The following is an 18584-nucleotide window of genomic DNA, read 5'->3' on the forward strand; positions in this document are numbered from 1 at the left end:
CACAAATTTTTTTACAGTGTCTGGATATTGAATCTTCGTCGGGGAAAATCAAGGAGAGTTTTTCACCGTTTCAGCCCTTTCTGACTTGGGGGAGACAACATCCCCCCAGTCCTTTTACATTCAATACACATTCTTCTACTCCAACCATACTTAATGTAGGTGCAAGGAGCGATTCGCTCATTTTTCAAATATACATTATATAATAGACGACTTCTTACCCTAATATTTTTTGATAAACAGTCTTAGCACGGGTTAAATCCTTGGTGCCGTGAATAAGCGCACGGCCGTCTTTGAAAATAACAATCCGCTCCCGACCCTCTAGCTCTACTGATAGTAAATAAGGATTTCCTTTTGTTTTATACCCAAGACTTGAAAGCTGCCGTGCAAGTTGTTCAAGTGAGATCTCACCTGAAGCGGACGGGCGGATTTGCACTGTATCACGACCGCAAAGCACCGCTGTTTTAGTTCTATTTTCATGTTCCAGATATGGATAGGTGGGATTACTACCGCATGACAAGCAGTCTTTATTAATGGCTTTTGACATTTTCAAACTTGTATATTGGTTACGCCATAAATCAAAACTAACGAATGTCTTCCTTAAGGTATCCCAGTCCTCGGCAAGAATTTTTAAGGCCTCCGCTGTTTGGTGGGCAATCACCATCTGAACGGCCGGAGAAATAATCCCGCCCGTGTCACAAGTCAGTCCCTGCAACGGGATTGTTCGTAATAAGCAGTTAAGGCATGGAGTTTTTCCCGGAACAATGGTAAAGCTCATGCCAAAACTTCCGACACAAGCCCCATAAATCCAAGGAATCTGGAGTTTTTGGGAAACATCGTTGATGACCATCCTTGTTTCAAAATTATCAGTAGCATCCATGATGAGGTCAACGCCACGGGTTAAGTCTTCGAGCACCTCAGGTGTGGCATCACCAATATGCGCCTGAACCTTAACTGCAGAATTAATCATCGCAAGGTGCTTCTTCGCTGCCACAGCCTTTGGCAGCTTTTCGGCCACATCCTCTTCCGTATAAAGCTGCTGACGCTGCAGGTTGCTCTCCTCTACATAATCCCGATCAATGATCGTCACTTTTCCTATACCTGAGCGGACGAGAACTTCAGCATTTCCTGCACCAAGCGCCCCTGCACCTATAATAAGAACGTGTTTGCCGCTTATTTTTTCCTGACCTTCTTTTCCGATTCCCGGAAAAAGAATCTGCCGTGAATATCGTTCATTCATCTGAAAGATCCCTTCTATATACGTCATCAACCGCCACTAACTGGTGGAATGAAGGCAATTGTGTCACCTTCCTGGATCATTTCGTCATTTTGTGCAAATTCCTCATTGATCGCAGTCATGACCACGTCCATTTTTGGCAGTTTATAGACTTTTGTTAATTTGGCTTTTAGCTCCGCAACCGTATTCCCAGCGGCATCAATCATCACCGACTCTTTGCCAACAGCATCACGCAAATGGGCAAAAAACAACACTTTATTCATACATTTCACCTTTCTCTGGCTTACCAGCTGGGTAACTGACTGTCTCGAGCTGGTTGCCAATCCACGCTTCACCATTTTCCCAATGCTCTTTTTTCCAGATTGGAACAATTTCTTTAATCCTTTCAATCGCATAACGATTGGCTTCATAAGCATCGGCGCGGTGCGGAGTAGAAACAGCAATTATCACGGCAATATCAGTGATTTCCAATCTACCGATGCGATGGGTGATAGCAACCTTTGCACCATGCCAGCGTTCTTCAATTTCGCGCCCGATTTGTTCAAGCTTTTTCACGGCCATTTCTTCATAGGCTTCATAGATTAAAAACAATGTCTTTTTCCCATTTGTAAATTCGCGGACCGTCCCGATAAATGTCGTAATCGCACCGGCCTCCCGTTGAATAACTTTATTAATAACCGTTTGGATATCAATTGGCTCTTTTAAAATTTCAAAGTTCATAAGTTTCCACTTTCCTTTATATTTTTCCACTTTTTCATATTCATAGAGGAAATTCAAGTAAAAAAGTCTGTTTAAGAAGTTATATACTTTTTTTATTATATCCAAAAGGTACTCAAACTTTCGTTAAACTTTTGTGACTTTTTCTCAAGTTGATAAACTTTCAGAAAACATAATTAATAGCCATAATTTCTTCAAATTTTTGTTTCGGAACTGTCACTATTAATGTGTTGAATATAGTAATTTTCAGGTTAGAATAAGTGGGGAATGTTATTGTTACTGACTTGGATGTACATTGTAGTTTTCTCTATGTAAGGTTGTTTTTTAAATGATGGAGTTGATGGTATTGAAAACGATGATTACTGATAAGTGGAATCGACCATTGCACGATTTACGGATTTCCGTTACAGACCGCTGCAATTTTCGCTGCCAATACTGTATGCCAACAGACCAATTTGGGCCTAATTTTGTGTTCCTTCCGAGAGAGGCCTTGCTAACTTTTGAAGAAATAGAACGATTAGCTACTATTTTTGTTGGACTTGGGGTTACCAAAATCAGGTTGACCGGGGGAGAACCTTTACTGCGCAAGGATTTGCCTGGTCTCGTTGAAAAGCTTTCTAGCATTGAGGGGTTGGAGGATATTGGCCTGACTACCAATGGGGTTCTTCTGGCAAAACTGGCAGCTGATTTGAAAAAAGCGGGATTAAAACGCGTCAATATTAGCCTTGATAGCTTAAATGATGAATTGTTCGGAAAAATAAACGGACGAAATATTGGGACGAAACCAGTTCTCGATGGGATTGCCGCGGCAAAAGCAGTGGATTTGGGAATAAAAATCAATATGGTAGTAAAAAAAGGCGTCAACGATTCGGAAATTATACCGATGGCTGAGTTTTGCAAAAAAGAAGGCATCCAACTTCGGTTTATTGAATTTATGGATGTCGGATCAACAAACGGCTGGAAAATGGATGATGTTGTCACCAAAAAAGAAATCTATGAAATTTTAAAAAGGCATTTTAAACTCCAAGCTCTCGAACCGACATATTTCGGAGAAGTTGCAAAACTCTATCAATATACAGATTCAAACATGTCTGTTGGTTTTATCACTTCCGTCTCCGAAGCCTTCTGCGGCAGCTGCACACGTGCCCGATTATCTGCAAGCGGGCAGATCTACACCTGCTTGTTTAACGGAAACGGTCACAATCTTCGAGATTTTATGCGAAACGGAGCAACCGATGAGCAGCTACGGCATAGAATTATGGATATTTGGTCACAAAGGACAGATAGATATTCTGAAGAAAGAAAAACCGTAACAACTCATAGCCTTCCAAAAATTGAAATGTCTTTTATCGGTGGTTAAACTAGTTTTTCAACTTTATGAAAATATTTACAGATAGAGGGATTGAAATTGGTAGAAAAAGAATTGAATCTAGTTGAACATATGGAGGAATTACGTTTAAGAATCATCATTACCGGAGTCGCTTTTGTGATCTTTTTCGCAATTGGGCTGATGTATACGAAAGATATCTATTTATTCCTAATGAAGGATTATCATGGCAAACTTCTAGTATTAGGGCCAAGTGATGTGGTCAAAGTATATTTTCAGCTGGCTTCAATTATTGCATTTGCCGGTACAGTCCCTATTGCCGCCTGGCAAATCTGGTTATTTGTTAAACCGGCGTTGCACCCGAATGAAAGGAAACTGGCATTAAGTTATATTCCTGCCTTATTCCTGCTCTTTATTGCCGGAATTGCATTTGGATACTTTTTTATTTTCCCAAACATTTTACGTTTTCTCACCAACTTGGGCAAAGAAATGATGATCACCAATTTTACTGCCGATAGATACTTTAGCTTTTTAATAAACATTACGCTGCCATTCGGGATTGCTTTTGAACTGCCGCTGGTCATGATGTTCCTGACATCCTTAGGGATTGTCAATCCCTATACGGTGGCAAAGTTACGGAAATATGCTTATTTTATTTTGGTAATCATTGCAACGCTTATCTCACCGCCAGAATTTATCTCCCATCTTTCCGTTGCCGTACCGCTGATTCTTATTTATGAAATAAGCGTTTCTCTCTCAAAAATCGTATTTAAACAAAAACAAAAATTGGTTATGACTGAACAAGCTACCTGAAAGCCCGCCAAATGGCGGGCTTTTTTCACTGTCTGTCCAATTTTTAGAGGATTTCTCTTTCCCAGCTAAAGTATCACTTCGTGTATAGTATTCCAGTAAAATTTTCCTATTATATAGATTTTGTTTCTTTTTCTGATTGCTCCGATACGGAATGATCTTCTTCTTTTCCTTCTTCAATCAGTCCTGCAGTAGAATTTTTAAATTCACGTAATGTTTGCCCGGCGGCACGGCCCAATTCCGGCAATTTTTTCGGCCCAAAGATAATGAGAGCCAAAATGATAATCATGATTAAACCTGGTACTCCGATATTTGATAACATACGTAATCACTCCTCTAAAATTTTAAATGTAAACAGGGGAAAGGAAGCCTTCCTGTTTTGTACAAGCAACACATTTTTGATCATCTTCACGCAATGTTGCATATGGCTGCCCGCAAACAGGACATATTTTTTGATATATAGGATAATGAACATCAAAAACCTGAGAAACTTTTTCTTCTATTATAATTGCCTGTTCCGGACAACTATCCACACAGAGCTGACATGCCGAACAAGATTGAGCATTGATTGTGAACCCTGTTTCCGAAATCGTCAGGCAGTTCTTTTCGCACAAAAACTCGCAGGTTTTGCACAGTGTGCACTTCTTTGTATCAACTGATAAAGTTGCAAACTGAAAATCAGGATAATATTTTGCCAAATCCAACTGGGTATGGTTAAACCGCCATTTTGCCGGGACTGCTTGTTTCATAAGTGATTGGCTCTCCTGATGCCAAACGGAAAACAGCTCTCTTCGCGAATAAACCTTTTCAGCTTTCTCGAACGGATCAGTCGATACGGTAAAAGGCTCTTCTCCAAGTTGCTCCAGCATCGAATTCGCGAGATCAATCACTTCTTTACCGTCCTCAAGCCTCTCTGGATTTTCACTAATAATTCCTCTAACCCCATTTTTATAAAGCAGCAGTAGCTCCTTTACGGTAGGAAAATCAGCACTCGTCATCACGAGAGTGTTATTAACTACCGTTCTTTTAGGAAAAATTCCCGCAATCGCCTGAACAGGACAAGCAGCCATGCACTTCCCGCATTCGATACACTTTTTGGGTGAAATAATAGGTATATTATGATCGATTGAAATGGCTGCTTCCTTACAAACATCAAAACATCGTTGACAAGTAGAACGGGGACTCTTATGGCGAGTACAGGTTGGCAATATTTCAAATTGATAATCAAGACTCTCAATCCATTTTCCTAATAGTCCCATTGGTTCCACCTCATTTTATTATTTATGTTTAAAGTCATCCTTTTTCCAAACAGAAAGCAAGTATTTCACTTTCTGTTTGAAAATAGATTTAACTTATGCCCCCAAAACATAGAAAACATAACGACTCATAGCTTCACCAATAAGTAAAACTACTAATGCCAGATAAACAATCGTAAATGCACTTTTTTTCGAAGACATTGACACAAAGCCGAGGACAGCAAGCCCGATTATTTCCAATATCCAACGGCTGGTGATCATACTGCTATAGCCTGTCAGATGCTCCGTTGCTGTAGTTCCATTGATTAATTGAACGTCAGTTGGCGAGACAGAGAAAATGACTGTGCCAATGATTTGAATGGAAATCCCAAAAACAGCTAAGGCAAAAGCCCATTTTAGGATTTTTGTAACAGGTTCACTTTCAACAGTAGCGCCTAGGAGACTGGCAGCCAGTACCGGTCCGAGTGTAAATACCGTTCCATAGAACACAAGATAAGTGTTGATGTTTCCCCAGCCATTCACACGGGTCACCGCATAAATGCTCGCCATGCAATAAACATCAATTAAGCCAACTACCGCAGTTAACAATATCAGTGTTGGATTTATTCGCTTTTGAACCATTGCTAAGCCAGCAGTGATACAAGCCAGTGCAATAAATGCCCCTGTAAAGACAATTTCATTACTCATCCAAGAGCGGCCAAATCCTAAAATTGTATAGAAAGCATGGCTTGGTGTCCCTAGGTGGAAGAAAGCGGCAAATAAACCGACAATCGATACAGCTGCAAGTACAATTAAAGATAATTTCATTACTTTAAATCCATCATTACCAGCCAGCTGCTTATGGAATAATCCTAAAAACAGGAAGCCCCCGACTGCTGCTGGCACACAAACAGTCATGATTAATAACGCCCATTCATTCATCAGGTTTCCCCTCCTTAATTGATATTGCTTCTTGCATGAATAACTAAATTAGGTTTCGTAATCGAGGCGCTTGGTAAGCCTTTAATGTCAGCATTGGCTCCATATTTTTTCCGCAATTCATCGATAGGTCCAAACTCAATGGCCCTCATAATACAAGAAGACACACAAGCCGGCTCTTCTCCCTTCTCGCGTAAATCAAGGCAGGTATCGCATTTGCTCATCTTGCCAATTTTGGCATTATATTGAGGCGCTCCATACGGACAGTTCCACTGGCAATAGCGGCAGCCAGCACACTTATCTTGGTCAACGACCACGACACCATCTTCTGTGCGCTTGTGCATAGCTCCTGTTGGACAACCTTTTACACATGCCGGATGGTCGCAGTGGTTACAAGAAATGGAAACATGCCAGATCGATGGCTTTGGAAAGCTTCCTTCTTCAAAATCATAAACTCTACGAAAATTTCTTCCTACTTCTAAATCGTTTTTATCTTTACAGGCAATTGTACATGTTTTACAGCCTACACATTCGGCGACATTTATATAAAAACCCATTTGTACCATGGTTTACGCCCTCCTTCGTTTACAATTTAATAATCCTTTGCTCCCACTTGACATCCTCTTGGAGAGGCTCACCAGTCCATTTTTCCACATTGCAGTGGGCGGTATTATAACCGGATGTTCCCAGACCCGTTGGAGTGAAACTAACTAGCATATTGTCAGCACCGGCCCGGTCAACGCCAGTCGCTTCATCAATATCAACCCATGCTCCATGCGGAAGAGCAACTGTTCCCGGCATAATCGTTTCAACCACTTTAGCAGGACGCAGTGTTTTTCCATGCTCATTGGAAAGCATTACAGTGTCCCCATCTTTAATTCCTAAATCCTTTGCATCCTTCTTGCTAATATAAACTGGATTCGGCCATGCTTCACGCAACTGAGGCACATTATCCAAAGTACTGTGTGAACGTCTTAAATAATGTGGATTAAAAACTTGGAAAGGATATTTTCCCTTTTTCTTCGTTTTAAAATCTGCAAAAGTAGATTCATAGCCATCTACTTTCGGCACATATTTCGGAATTGGTGAAATTTCCGAAAAGGCCTTTTTCGATGCTTCATGCAGTGCTTTGCAATAAATTTCAAATTTTCCACTTTCACTGGATACCGGATGTCCAACCGGATCATCAATAAAGTCTTTATAAGCAATAAAACCAAAGTTATCGCCAGGTTTTCTCGGCACTTGATAGATTCCTTGATTAACAAACTCCTGAAGTGGAATCCTTCCTTTCTGCGGTGTTCCTACTACACCCCAATCTTTGATATCTTTTTCAGTAATTGTACATAAAGGTTCAAAATCAACCCCGTTATCCTTTACTACCTTACTGCCAGCTAATTGGTTGAAATATTGTTGTTTTTCGGAAATCGGATAAACAGCATTTGGATCTTGACCCAACTTCTTCAATAATGCTTTAGCAATTTCTTGGTCTGTTTTCGATTCGTATAATGGTTCGATGATCTTGGACCAGTTAATCAGAATTTCCCGGTTGCCGCCGCGAACAGCGCCTTCGGTTTCCCATTGCGTTGCCACAGGAAGCACGATATCCGCATACTTGGCAACCGTCGTTAACGCATAACCATTGGCAACAACAAACTCAACTTTGCGGTGTGCTTCAATGCCTTTCGGGATATTACTTCTTGTTTGCAAATGATTATTGTAGTTATGGTAAATCATTTGAATATTAACTTTCTTTTCCCCTTCACCTTTTTGCAAAAATTTCCCGTTGAGGACCGCATCCCAAATTTGATTTTCATTGATGACATTTGTCACAGGGTTCGGAACTGGTACTAAGCCGCTATCTCCACCAGTAATCAACATTGGACCATTATTTCCGGCATACTCCCAACAGCTGACACCCGTCATGTTGCCGGTACTGCCCATATGTCCAGTCATCATTCCTAAAGTTGAGAAAGTCTGTACCCATCCTTCTCCATTATTGATCCGTGCTGGTGCCCAGCCTGTTAATAACGCAACCCGTTCGGTGCCGCCGATATCACGGGCAAGAGAACGAATTCTATTTGGATCGACACCACAGATGTCAGCTGCCCATTCAGGCGTTTTTGGCACACCATCATACGTACCTAACAAATAATCTTTATAATTATCTTTTGGATCAGCCCCTGCAGGCATATGGTCCTTATCAAAACCAATCGTATATTTGTTTAAGAAATCCCATTTTACCAATGGGTTAGTATGTGGATTATCTTCTTTTAGCAATGTATACATAATACCCATTGCCAGAGCATCGTCTGTACCAGGACGGATTGGAACCCACTCTGCATCAAAGACGTTAGCCGAATCAGTATACAGCGGGTTAATCGAAATAAACCGGGCTCCTGCCTTTTTAGCTTGCAAATAATTATAAGTCACGCTCCCCATCGTGCTCCATGCAGGATTGACTCCCCATAGCACAATTAATTGTGAGTTGCGTAAATCTAGGCGGTCATTAATGGCATTTACGTAAAGACCTTCACCGACACCCAACATTTCATAAGTGTACAGCCATGCACCCCAAGAAATCGTACCGGTGCTTGCCGTGTAGCCGCCGACTGTTGACAACACGTTTCCAATATCAGCACCACCAGATACATAAATGGATTCATTGCCATATTTGTTTTTAATCCGCTTGATTTCTGATGCGATATGATCAAGGGCTTCATCCCAGGAGATCCGAACCCATTCATCTTTTCCGCGAAGTTCTTTTTTGCCTCCGCCGGGTGCCCAGTTCTTACGCTTCATTGGATATTTCAAGCGGTCTGCGTTAAATACTTGGCGGCGTTGCGAACGTCCGCGCAAACATCCGCGCTGCTGTGGATAATCAGGACTGTCCGTATGAGTATCGTCCGTTTTTTGGCGAATGACGACACCGTCTTTTACCAACACCTTATTTAAGCAGCGGCTGCCGCAGTTATGCCAACAAGCAGCCGTCTTCCAAACGCCTTCGCCGCCGCTTTCCTTTGTTCCAATCGTGGTTTGGGCATTGGCAACTAATCCGCGGCCGAGCGGAATCGCAGCTGTTGCTGCAAGCGCTGAACTCCAGCCGATGAATGATCTTCTTGTCATTTTGAAATCTTTAATTTTGCTAACTAAATCAATCATTTTTCGTCTAGCCTCCCTTTAGTGAATTTCAGTATTTAAAAGTTCATGAAGAACCTCTAAATCAAATTTTAAATAGTTCGGTAAAATCTTGGCCATCCCTACGAAAAAGCTCGTATTAGCCGCGGAAATCATTTTTTCACAAAGCTGCGGAACAAAAAGTAAAAGATGGTTTCGTAAAAATTTGCTTTGTTCCTCTATTAATTCTTTTATTTTTTCAAAGTCACTTTCCTGGCAAAGGGATAAACATAGCTCATTTAAGTGATACATAAAATCAAGCTCAAGACCAACATGATCATCCGCCTCAATGTTAAAATCGCGAACTGCAACTCCGTATTTATCATAAAGCTTGCGGACTTCCATCGTTGTTCCTTGAAATAACAGGCCATCCTTTCTCACATAAGAAGACTCCCATGGCGATGCTGGCAGTGCAAACGGGCCAATGAACATTCTCGTATAATCCCAATGCAATTGTTGATAATGGCTCTCAATATTCACCACGTCATGAGTGGCAAGATAATCCTTGACAGCCGCTACCCCCTCCCGGATCTCCGGTGAATCTTCTTTAAACGGAAATAAATCAATCATATTTTTTTGAACAAATTGCCTTATATACTCCCTCGATGGTTCTTCGACAAAAAAACGTCTCAAAATATCATAAGCAAATTGCCTTGCATACAAAACATTTTCAATCTCTTCAAGTGGCAGGGATTTTGTTATCAGTTCCATATGATCACTCCTCTTTTGCAAAAATGAATTAAATCTCCGTAATGTTAAACTTCTTAGGCGTTGTCCACTCAAGCTTCACCTCGCGAATTAGCTGCTGATCTCCCTCCAATTCCACAACATTGGAGGAAATGACGATGTCTAAATTCTTTGTTTTCAGCCATTTCACGGCTTCGACAGGAAATTGAACAAACTGGTAATCATCATTCACCGAATACGGCTGCTGATGTTTCTCCATTAATTTCCTAACAGTGTTACGCTCCTTGCCAAATACCTTAGCCGTAAAGGAATGATGTTATCTGAACAGTATATTTTTTTAAAAAGATCTATTCTGGATGAACAAAGTTTTTTGTGAAATACTTCACATTTTCTGCTATGCATTCTTATTATAATTTTTTTGATTGGATTAGGGTACGGCCCGACCACACGAATAATCGTCATCATTTTTGTGCTTCTGTCCAAAAATATTGGCAGATTTGTGACGCATAAACCTGAGGAAATTACAATTCTGTGACATTCACTGTTCTGGCTTGAAAACCGATATATGATTAGTGGATAAAGTAGTTTTTAGGGTAGCGAAAGGAGAAAATATCATGATCAAGCTACTTGACAGGGTGCAGTTCATTTCTTATCTTTTAAAAAAACAAACTCATAAACTTCACTTTGTTTATGAGTTTGTTTTCCCTTTTTCCTATTATATAGATTTTGTTTCTTTTTCTGATTGCTCCGATACGGAATGATCTTCTTCTTTTCCTTCTTCAATCAGTCCTGCAGTAGAATTTTTAAATTCACGTAATGTTTGCCCGGCGGCACGGCCCAATTCCGGCAATTTTTTCGGCCCAAAGATAATGAGAGCCAAAATGATAATCATGATTAAACCTGGTACTCCGATATTTGATAACATACGTAATCACTCCTAATTATTTTACGAACAATCCAAAATATTATTTAGGAATAGTCCATTGTACTTTCACTTCACGTAAAATCTCTTCTTTTCCCTGCACTTCAGATACAAATGAACAAATCGCGATATCCACTGGTGTTCCTTTCAAGTATTTAATAGCAGATAAAGGAAATTGTAAGCAATCATACATTTCGTTTTGTTCAAAATAGGATATTCCATGCTTTTGCAGCCGTTTTCGCACAATTTCTTTGTCTTTTCCAAATACTTTTGCAGATTTAATAAAGTAATCAGTGTTTGAAAAAGAATAAAGCTTAGATAAACGGACATTTTTATTTTGTTGATATAATTGGCCAGTATGCTTATTTTCCAACGAACAATAATGAACCCCCAGATTGAATGACTGTTCGGATGCATACTGCAGTAATTGCAGGCATTCCTCTTCACTCTTATGAACACCTAAACCTCCAGCATACCAATAATTATAATAAGTTTCGTATGGCGGAAATTTGAGTTCAAAGCCGCGCTTGTTAAATTCCTCAGCATTATGCATCGGAAAGCAAAATTCCAGTAGGTTAATGCCGTTCACACCAATTTCGTCTAAGCGGTGCAAAATAGATTTCATTTGTTCCAATGTCCCTGGGATCACTGGCATTTCGACCACGACCGTTGGAATATATTCTTTTGCCATCTTCATGATCCGATACAAGTTTTCGATTTGATCCTCTGTTTCTTCTTGTTTGATGCTAAAGCGAATCTCGTTTAGATGGGCTTCTTTTAAGGAACGTAAGATGTCAGGAGTCAGCAAATTTCCTGCAGTATAAAGACGCGTATAGGAGCCTTTTGATTTTTCATGAACGAATTGAAAAAATTCTACTGTTTTTGTCGGATGAAGAAGCGGCTCTCCTCCTGTTAAAGCAATATGATCAAATCTTTCACCGTGCTCAAGATGTTGATTCAGTTCAAAAACTGGATCATGTTCCTTCACACGAAAAGCTGTAAAATTTTCTTGGTTTGGATTAAAGCAAAAATAACAATTTTTCGGACATTTAAAGGAAATAAATGTTGTCAGGCTTTTTTCAGCTTTTTTACATGCCCGGCATGCTGGTGAAACCCAATTTAAATAAAGACTCTTTTTTTCATTTCTGGATTTTACTTTATCCTTAATAATTTCTTCTTTCGTAATCGAGCTCAATGCTTTCGTAAATGGGAGACCAAAGCTTTCAATGAGTCGATTGGTCTGATCCTCAATATCTAAATATCTTGAAGCATAGTTGCGAAAACTTGGATTACGGATTTCATTAATATTTTCTCTGGTAATGGTTGTATACATGAGGACACCTTCTTTTGATGTTAAATAGACAGAATCTCTAAAGGCCAGATTCTGTACACATCAAACATTATCATATCTTTTTATGAAATGAACTTATTATTTTTATCAGATTTAGTAACTTTTATAGTATTTTTAACCTCATCATCTACTAAACTTTTTGTAGATTTTTTAAACTCATGCAATGTTTGACCAGCGGCTTTACCGATCTCCGGAAGTTTATTAGGTCCAAAAATGATCAATGCTAAAACTAAAATTAGAATGAGTCCGGGAACTCCAATATTAGATAGCATGTTCATCCCAACTTTCTATTTTTTACATACATTTCACGCTTTACACAAGCTACACACTTTTCATCATCTTCCCGTAATGTGGTAAAAGGCTGATGGCAAGCGGTGCAAACGTTTTGAAAGACTGGCAGCCTCGTCTCTTGTTTTTTGGAAATCCTATCTTCTACAAGAATCGCTTGTTCGGGGCATGCATCCGCACAAAGTTGACAACCTGAGCAGCCCTGTGGAGAAATCATAAAGCTGTCATCCTGAATTTCCAAACATTTTTTCTGACAAAGACTTTGACAGGCCCCACATAGTATACATTTTTCTTGATCGATAGTAACTCTTGTAAACTGATAATCTTGATAATATTTTTGCCAATCCAAAGCATTTTGGTTAAAACGCATCCTTGCCGGGACAACCTGTTTCAAGACAGATTTTGCTTCTGTTTTCCAAAGTGTAAAAATTTCTCTCCTTGAATAATACACTTCATCTTCAACTGATTTTAGCGAAATAGAAATTGGCCTTTCACCCAATTGATTTAAGATGGAATTGGCTTCTTCCACAGGCTGCCTCCATAACTTTACCTGGGACGGTGATTCACCAATAACCTCTTTAATTCCTTGTTTATATAGAATAAGCAATTCTATTACTGTAGGAATGTTTTGTCCTTTCATTACCAACTGGTTTTGAATAATCGTTCTCTCGGGATAAATACCTGCCACGGCCTGAACAGGACACGCGGACATGCACTTTCCGCATTCCACACATTTTCGATGATTAATAGCGGGTTTTCCGTTTATGATTGAAACCGCCTGATGATGGCAACTCTCCACACATTTTTCACAGTGTGAACGAGGGCTTACCAATCGTGTGCAGGAAGGTAATATTTCATATTCATATGCTAGACTTTCCACCCATTTACTGAATAAGCCCATCACATTCACCCCATTGTTTTGTAGATTAAGCGGCAACCCAAGGGGGATGAAAATCCCCCCTCAAATTTATTTAAGAACCAATACCAATCGATATTCCAGTTCCATAGAAAATGTATCTGCCTAAAAATTCACCGACTAACACAAGAGTTAAGGCAGCATACCAGATGGTCGATTGTGTTTTCGGGCTAACTTTCCGATAAAACGCGGATCCAATAATTGCTAATCCGGCAATCGATAAAATCCATCTAAAAAGAATCGTAACAGCATAGTTTCCAGTTAATAAGCTTGCAGATTCAACACCTGCTGTTCCTCCATGAACGGATAATCCGGCAACATATACAGGCAGATAAATTAACTGAAGGACGATGGCTGCCAGTCCAACCAAGCCAATCCTCTTGGCTATGCTCATGAGCCCTTCTGTCTTTTCGACTTTGCTTAACAGGATGGCTGCCATGGAAGCTGCAGCTCCAAAGACAATGGTTGTCCCATAAAAGGCGATATAAGTATTTACATCTGTCCAAGCCGGCCGAATAGAGTTGGCATAAATACTTGCCATACTATATATATCCCCGATCCCGACAAGAGAAGTGATCCAACCAATCGTTTGATTCCAGGCATCTTTACGATCCAAATAATAAGAGAAAATCCAAAGAATCAGAAATGCTCCCGAAAAAAGAATTTCCCTGCTCAACCAGGACGAACCCAGATGTAAAAGCGAACGAGGTGCTCCCAGTGGCGTACCTAAGTGAAAAACGGCACAGATGAAAGCTAACACCATCACCGGACCAACAAAAAAGATTCCACGTTTCGTAACATTAATACCCAGGTTCATTCCCAGCTTCTTGTTTAAAGAACGAATAATGACAAAAAAGATATATGAGCCAACAGCCAACTGTGCCAAGAGTGTAAATGTCAGCAACGGCCATTCTTCAGAGAACATATAGGAAACCTCCTTTTTAATATGATTTTGTTCCTACTACGTTTTTATTTTTAGCCTCTTCCTTGGCATTAATGGTAATGGAAGGATGCGTGATACTGGAATCCGGCAATACATTCAAGTCACAAAGATTACCATGTTTTTTCCTAAGTTCATCGATGTCTCCAAATTCAATTGCTCTCATTGGACAAGCATCGACACATGCAGGATTTTGCCCTTTATCCACAAGATCGGCACAGCCGTTGCATTTCCCTACTTTACCTTCTTTTTCAATGTATTGCGGCCGTTCGTACGGACAAGACCATACACACATTTTACAGCCGATGCACTTTTCATGATCTTGAACGACTAAACCATCTTTTTCACGTTTGTAAATAGCCCCGGTAGGACAGTTTTTTACACATTTAGGATCTTTACAGTGATTGCATCCTAAGGAAAGGTAATACCCCCATACATCCGGGAACGTTCCACCTTCAAAAGCATATACCTTTCTAAACAGAACTCCTACGTCCAGATCATTTTTATCTTTACAAGCAATTTGGCATGCTTTACATCCCGTACAAACCTGCGAATTGTAATAAAAACCTTTTTGTCCCATAAGATGTCACCTCCTAAAATATGATTCTCTGTTTCCACTGATCATCTGGCAATAATGCTTCGCCTTTATATTTCTCAACATGGACAATCGTTGTATTCCAAGGTTCTTCCCCTTGTCCACTTAAGCGCGCTCCGCAAAGAACGTTCACGGCACCAGCTTTATCAATGCCGGTCTTCTCGTCAATCTCTACCCATGCACCTTCTCCAAGAGCTACTACCCCTGGCATAATCGCTTCTGAAAGAGTCAGCGGGCGGATTACTTTTCCATAAGCACTTTCGATCAGTACCGTATCTCCCGTCTTCAGGCCCAGCTTTTCTCCGTCTTTTGGATTCATCCAGAAATCTTGAGGATACGCTTCCCGAAGCTGCGGGATGTTGTCAAATACGGAGTGAGACCGTCTTCCGTATTTCATCGTAATCAGCTGGAATGGGTATTTTCCTTTTACTTTATTTTTCCAATCTTTAAAAGTAGCCTCGTAACCGTCCAACGGCGGTTGATACTTAGCAATTGGCGGTATCGTTGTTAAACCGTAGGCCGCAATTTTATCAGACAGAGCTTGACAGTGAATTTCCAACTTGCCGCTCTTCGTCGTAATCGGATTTGCTTTCGGATCTTTTACAAAATCTTCTCCTTGGATCACCGTGAGATTGTCATGAGGCGATCTCGGCACTTGGTAAACACCTTTTTCCACTATTTCCTTCAGGGAAATTTTCCCTATTTGCGGTTTACCCTTCACGCCCCACTCGTCAATATCTTTTTGCGTGATCGTTACCAGCGGCTCGTAATTAACCCCATCTGCTTTAATAACTTGAGCACCGACAATGCTGTTGAAGAATTGCTGTTTCTCCGAAATTGGATAAACTTTCTTCGGATCTAACCCAATCCGTTTGGCAAGCTGCTCATCCATCCATTGTTCAGTTTTCGCTTCAAAAAGCGGTTCCACTACTTTTTTGAAAACGAAGATCGCTTCCGGGTTACCTTGTAAAATGGTTCCTTCTTTTTCCCATGGGGTTGTTGTCGGCAAGACAATATCCGCATATTTCGAAATCGTTGACAGAACAATGTCATTGGTAAAGACCGCATCGACTTTACGGAAAGCTTTAATTCCTTTGTTAATATCGGAGGATTGGTTTAAGAAATTATAGCCGCTTCCGTCACGAACCAGCCAAATCATCCGAATATCACACTTCACTTTGCCTCCGCCGACGCCTTTTGTTCCTGTGTACTCACCATTTAAAATGGCATCATAGGTTTCACAATAAGCCATTCCGTGGGCTTTAGGATTGGTCGGATTCGCCCAACGATATCCGTCATAAGCACCGTAAGTGGCATCCGGGAATAACGGATTTACTGCAGGAGGAAGTCCCGTATCTCCGCCCATAACGAGCGTTTTTCCACCGTAACTTTGGTTTGACGCATAATTCATCGTCCATACGCCGGCACCCGGTTTTCCGACATTTCCTGTCATCCAGCCGACGGTCAGGAAGGCCTGGCAGTATTGCTGTCCTCTGTACGTACGGGCAGGCGCAAAGGATGAAGTGAAAATCATTGGTTTCGTTGTTGCAATTTCCTGGGCAAAACTTCTGATCACCTTAGGATCTGTACCGCAGATTTCCGATGCCCATTCTGGAGTCTTCGGAACACCATCATACGTTCCTAAAACATAATCTTTGAAGTTTTCCTTAGGATCGGCACCTTTAGGCATATGATCCTTATCAAAGCCAACCGTGCAGCGATCAAGGAAATCCTGATCCTGAAGATTGTTTTCAATCATATGGTACGCCATTGCCAGCAAGAGTGCCGTATCGGTACCCGGGCGGCAAGGAATAAATTCGTCTGCCAATGTTTTGACAGATGGTGTGACGTTAGAATCAACAAAAATAAATTTTGCGCCGGCTTTTTTTGCCTGTAACAGATTGTAGGTTGGATTTCCCAAATTCGACCGGGCCGGATTGGATCCCCACATAACGATCAATTTTGCATTTCGCCAATCTAATCTGTCGTTACCTGCCCATGAGAAGAATCCCGTCATAGTCTCCTGAGGAATTCCCCATGCACCTGATGAAGAGGACCCCCATCTTACAAGGGCACCACCGTAAAAGTTAAGCAGCCTGCTTGTTCCAAGAATTGATTCATTTCCATACTTTTCTTTGATGCGCTTTAATTCAGTTGCGACATGATCTAACGCTTCATCCCAGGAAATACGAACCCATTCGTCTCTTCCGCGCAATTCTTTGTTGCCGCCGCCAGGGGCCCAGTGTTTCCGCTTCATTGGATACTTCAGACGGTCTGGCCCAAATACTTGGTGTCTTTGAGAGCGTCCGCGATGGCAGCCCCTTTGCTGTGGATAATCCGGGCTGTCTGAATGGGTGTCATTTGTTTTCTGTCTGACCACAACTCCGTCAACAACTAACGCCTTATTCAAGCAGCGTCCTCCACAGTTATGCCAACAAGCTACTGGTACCCATTCGCCTTCATCCTTCAACTTCTCAGCTGCGGCCTCTGGAGTAATCTTTTTTAGTCCATAACTCGGGACAAACGCTGCAGCAGTTAATGCTGCAGACCAACCTAAAAAGGCTTTACGGCTGAATTTATAATCCATGGCCTTTTTTAGAAGATTTGACATAAAAACACCTCCATTTATTGTTTATAACTGGTAAAAAGCTCCTCCAAACAAATTTTATCTATTGTTAAAAATCCATTGAGGATTTTCACCATGCCTTTGTAAAAATCAGTTTCAGCATGCTTGATTACCTTTTTACCAAAAGCTGGGATCCATTTTAAAAGATGTTCCTTTAAAAATTCATATTGATCAGCCAATACCTTTTGTAATAGCTGACTATTCTCATCTTGAGCATGGTTGTTTGCCAATGTACTTAACTGATACATAAAATCAAGCTCTAATCCTAAATGGTCATCCGCTTCTTTGCCATACTGTAAAGACAGCAGGTTGTATTGCAGATATAGTCTTCTAACCGCTAATGTCTCCTCTGCAAAAAGAAGGCCTTCCCGATTTAGATAGGCAGATTCCCAGATTGGAGCAGGGAGCTTGTATGGGCCAATAAACATTCTTGTATAATCCCAATGCAAACCATCAAAATTCTTATCCATATCAAAGGTTTGAAAAAAATGGCTGACTTGGCCAATCCCTTCTTTGATTTGTGGATCTTCTTCATTAAATGGAAAAAAATTAATAATTCCATTTTGAAATTGAACAACCAATTCTTTTGTGGGCTCAGCCAGAAAAACTTTTCGTAAAATATCGTACGCAAAAATACGTAATTCTAATAGATTTTCAATTTCGTATAATTCCTCAGTTTTTTGTAGATTCATTTTTATTTCACCTCTTTCTACTTTGAAACAAGAGCGAACTATCTTTGTGAAAACATTCACATCTTATTATGCTCTTTATTATAATTTTTTTGATTGGATTAGGGTACGGCCCGAGCACACGAATAATCGTC

20 protein-coding genes and 1 pseudogene are annotated in these 18584 nt (G+C 40.6%); 2 read left to right on the plus strand and 19 right to left on the minus strand.

Going from position 1 to position 18584, the window contains the following annotated elements; genetic code table 11:
- Positions 1-214: 214 nt before the first annotated feature.
- Genes RCG24_RS14345 through RCG24_RS14355 form a run of 3 tightly spaced genes read right to left on the minus strand, consistent with a single transcriptional unit; the run spans position 215 to position 1954 of the window.
- Positions 215-1237 carry a MoeB/ThiF family adenylyltransferase gene (locus tag RCG24_RS14345; protein WP_202654779.1) on the minus strand — a complete coding sequence of 341 codons (1023 nt, stop codon included), beginning with the start codon at positions 1235-1237 and terminating at the stop codon, positions 215-217.
- 26 nt (positions 1238-1263) lie between these two features.
- Positions 1264-1497, minus strand: a complete 234-nt coding sequence (gene moaD, locus RCG24_RS14350) for a molybdopterin converting factor subunit 1 (protein WP_202654777.1) — start codon at positions 1495-1497, stop codon at positions 1264-1266.
- Positions 1490-1954 (minus strand): molybdenum cofactor biosynthesis protein MoaE, encoded by a 465-nt coding sequence (locus tag RCG24_RS14355; RefSeq protein ID WP_202654775.1) that lies wholly within the window; start codon positions 1952-1954, stop codon positions 1490-1492. Before RCG24_RS14355 ends, moaD begins: the two co-directional genes overlap by 8 nt.
- Before the next feature lie 325 nt (positions 1955-2279).
- On the opposite strand from RCG24_RS14355, the gene moaA reads away from it, so the two are divergent.
- A complete protein-coding gene (moaA, locus tag RCG24_RS14360; protein ID WP_306792951.1) occupies positions 2280-3311 on the plus strand; it encodes a GTP 3',8-cyclase MoaA in 1032 nt (343 codons plus the stop codon).
- 48 nt (positions 3312-3359) lie between these two features.
- On the plus strand, positions 3360-4091 hold the full coding sequence (gene tatC / locus RCG24_RS14365; protein ID WP_202654773.1) for a twin-arginine translocase subunit TatC: 732 nt from the start codon (positions 3360-3362) through the stop codon (positions 4089-4091).
- Between the two features lie 109 nt (positions 4092-4200).
- Here the strand turns inward: tatC and tatA (RCG24_RS14370) are convergent, their stop codons facing one another.
- The 16 genes and pseudogenes from tatA (RCG24_RS14370) to RCG24_RS14440 all read right to left on the minus strand — a co-directional run bounded on the left by tatA (RCG24_RS14370) (position 4201) and on the right by RCG24_RS14440 (position 18453).
- The gene (gene tatA / locus RCG24_RS14370; protein WP_202654762.1) at positions 4201-4410 is read right to left on the minus strand and encodes a twin-arginine translocase TatA/TatE family subunit; all 210 of its coding nucleotides are present in this window, start codon (positions 4408-4410) and stop codon (positions 4201-4203) included.
- A gap of 22 nt (positions 4411-4432) precedes the next feature.
- Positions 4433-5347, minus strand: coding sequence for a 4Fe-4S binding protein (locus tag RCG24_RS14375; RefSeq protein WP_202654771.1), 915 nt, complete (start codon positions 5345-5347; stop codon positions 4433-4435).
- A 93-nt stretch (positions 5348-5440) separates the two neighbouring features.
- Positions 5441-6265, minus strand: coding sequence for a dimethyl sulfoxide reductase anchor subunit family protein (locus RCG24_RS14380; RefSeq protein WP_202654770.1), 825 nt, complete (start codon positions 6263-6265; stop codon positions 5441-5443).
- Between the two features lie 14 nt (positions 6266-6279).
- A complete protein-coding gene (locus RCG24_RS14385; protein ID WP_202654768.1) occupies positions 6280-6828 on the minus strand; it encodes a DMSO/selenate family reductase complex B subunit in 549 nt (182 codons plus the stop codon).
- A gap of 19 nt (positions 6829-6847) precedes the next feature.
- Complete coding sequence (locus RCG24_RS14390) at positions 6848-9421, minus strand: molybdopterin-dependent oxidoreductase (protein WP_202654766.1); 2574 nt, start codon at positions 9419-9421, stop codon at positions 6848-6850.
- 18 nt (positions 9422-9439) lie between these two features.
- A complete protein-coding gene (locus tag RCG24_RS14395) occupies positions 9440-10147 on the minus strand; it encodes a TorD/DmsD family molecular chaperone (RefSeq protein WP_202654764.1) in 708 nt (235 codons plus the stop codon).
- A 28-nt stretch (positions 10148-10175) separates the two neighbouring features.
- The gene (locus tag RCG24_RS14400) at positions 10176-10382 is read right to left on the minus strand and encodes a hypothetical protein (protein WP_308077330.1); all 207 of its coding nucleotides are present in this window, start codon (positions 10380-10382) and stop codon (positions 10176-10178) included.
- A 456-nt stretch (positions 10383-10838) separates the two neighbouring features.
- A complete protein-coding gene (gene tatA / locus RCG24_RS14405; RefSeq protein ID WP_202654762.1) occupies positions 10839-11048 on the minus strand; it encodes a twin-arginine translocase TatA/TatE family subunit in 210 nt (69 codons plus the stop codon).
- Between the two features lie 40 nt (positions 11049-11088).
- Complete coding sequence (locus tag RCG24_RS14410) at positions 11089-12378, minus strand: radical SAM protein (protein WP_202654760.1); 1290 nt, start codon at positions 12376-12378, stop codon at positions 11089-11091.
- 80 nt (positions 12379-12458) lie between these two features.
- Positions 12459-12668 (minus strand): twin-arginine translocase TatA/TatE family subunit, encoded by a 210-nt coding sequence (gene tatA, locus RCG24_RS14415; protein ID WP_308077331.1) that lies wholly within the window; start codon positions 12666-12668, stop codon positions 12459-12461.
- A gap of 2 nt (positions 12669-12670) precedes the next feature.
- The gene (locus RCG24_RS14420) at positions 12671-13372 is read right to left on the minus strand and encodes a 4Fe-4S dicluster domain-containing protein (protein WP_308077332.1); all 702 of its coding nucleotides are present in this window, start codon (positions 13370-13372) and stop codon (positions 12671-12673) included.
- Between the two features lie 3 nt (positions 13373-13375).
- A pseudogene (locus tag RCG24_RS21320) lies at positions 13376-13585 on the minus strand (4Fe-4S dicluster domain-containing protein); the annotation flags it as partial.
- A 70-nt stretch (positions 13586-13655) separates the two neighbouring features.
- A complete protein-coding gene (locus tag RCG24_RS14425) occupies positions 13656-14525 on the minus strand; it encodes a dimethyl sulfoxide reductase anchor subunit family protein (protein WP_308077333.1) in 870 nt (289 codons plus the stop codon).
- A gap of 16 nt (positions 14526-14541) precedes the next feature.
- Positions 14542-15120, minus strand: coding sequence for a DMSO/selenate family reductase complex B subunit (locus RCG24_RS14430; protein WP_202654754.1), 579 nt, complete (start codon positions 15118-15120; stop codon positions 14542-14544).
- Between the two features lie 13 nt (positions 15121-15133).
- Complete coding sequence (locus RCG24_RS14435; protein ID WP_308077334.1) at positions 15134-17746, minus strand: molybdopterin-dependent oxidoreductase; 2613 nt, start codon at positions 17744-17746, stop codon at positions 15134-15136.
- 14 nt (positions 17747-17760) lie between these two features.
- Positions 17761-18453 carry a TorD/DmsD family molecular chaperone gene (locus RCG24_RS14440; RefSeq protein ID WP_202654752.1) on the minus strand — a complete coding sequence of 231 codons (693 nt, stop codon included), beginning with the start codon at positions 18451-18453 and terminating at the stop codon, positions 17761-17763.
- Between the last annotated feature and the right edge of the window lie 131 nt (positions 18454-18584).

This window comes from Neobacillus sp. OS1-32, assembly GCF_030915425.1.
Lineage (GTDB): Bacteria > Bacillota > Bacilli > Bacillales > Cytobacillaceae > Neobacillus > Neobacillus paridis.

Bases quoted from the DNA above. Each gene is read 5' to 3' on its own strand.
- RCG24_RS14385 (WP_202654768.1), bottom strand. From the start codon at position 6,828: ATGGTACAAATGGGTTTTTATATAAATGTCGCCGAATGTGTAGGCTGT.
- moaD (WP_202654777.1), bottom strand. From the start codon at position 1,497: ATGAATAAAGTGTTGTTTTTTGCCCATTTGCGTGATGCTGTTGGCAAA.
- RCG24_RS14355 (WP_202654775.1), bottom strand. From the start codon at position 1,954: ATGAACTTTGAAATTTTAAAAGAGCCAATTGATATCCAAACGGTTATT.
- RCG24_RS14410 (WP_202654760.1), bottom strand. From the start codon at position 12,378: ATGTATACAACCATTACCAGAGAAAATATTAATGAAATCCGTAATCCA.
- RCG24_RS14435 (WP_308077334.1), bottom strand. From the start codon at position 17,746: ATGTCAAATCTTCTAAAAAAGGCCATGGATTATAAATTCAGCCGTAAA.
- RCG24_RS14380 (WP_202654770.1), bottom strand. From the start codon at position 6,265: ATGAATGAATGGGCGTTATTAATCATGACTGTTTGTGTGCCAGCAGCA.
- RCG24_RS14375 (WP_202654771.1), bottom strand. From the start codon at position 5,347: ATGGGACTATTAGGAAAATGGATTGAGAGTCTTGATTATCAATTTGAA.
- RCG24_RS14425 (WP_308077333.1), bottom strand. From the start codon at position 14,525: ATGTTCTCTGAAGAATGGCCGTTGCTGACATTTACACTCTTGGCACAG.
- RCG24_RS14400 (WP_308077330.1), bottom strand. From the start codon at position 10,382: ATGGAGAAACATCAGCAGCCGTATTCGGTGAATGATGATTACCAGTTT.
- RCG24_RS14440 (WP_202654752.1), bottom strand. From the start codon at position 18,453: ATGAATCTACAAAAAACTGAGGAATTATACGAAATTGAAAATCTATTA.
- RCG24_RS14395 (WP_202654764.1), bottom strand. From the start codon at position 10,147: ATGGAACTGATAACAAAATCCCTGCCACTTGAAGAGATTGAAAATGTT.
- RCG24_RS14390 (WP_202654766.1), bottom strand. From the start codon at position 9,421: ATGATTGATTTAGTTAGCAAAATTAAAGATTTCAAAATGACAAGAAGA.
- RCG24_RS14430 (WP_202654754.1), bottom strand. From the start codon at position 15,120: ATGGGACAAAAAGGTTTTTATTACAATTCGCAGGTTTGTACGGGATGT.
- tatA (WP_202654762.1), bottom strand. From the start codon at position 4,410: ATGTTATCAAATATCGGAGTACCAGGTTTAATCATGATTATCATTTTG.
- tatA (WP_202654762.1), bottom strand. From the start codon at position 11,048: ATGTTATCAAATATCGGAGTACCAGGTTTAATCATGATTATCATTTTG.
- tatA (WP_308077331.1), bottom strand. From the start codon at position 12,668: ATGCTATCTAATATTGGAGTTCCCGGACTCATTCTAATTTTAGTTTTA.
- RCG24_RS14345 (WP_202654779.1), bottom strand. From the start codon at position 1,237: ATGAATGAACGATATTCACGGCAGATTCTTTTTCCGGGAATCGGAAAA.
- moaA (WP_306792951.1), top strand. From the start codon at position 2,280: ATGATGGAGTTGATGGTATTGAAAACGATGATTACTGATAAGTGGAAT.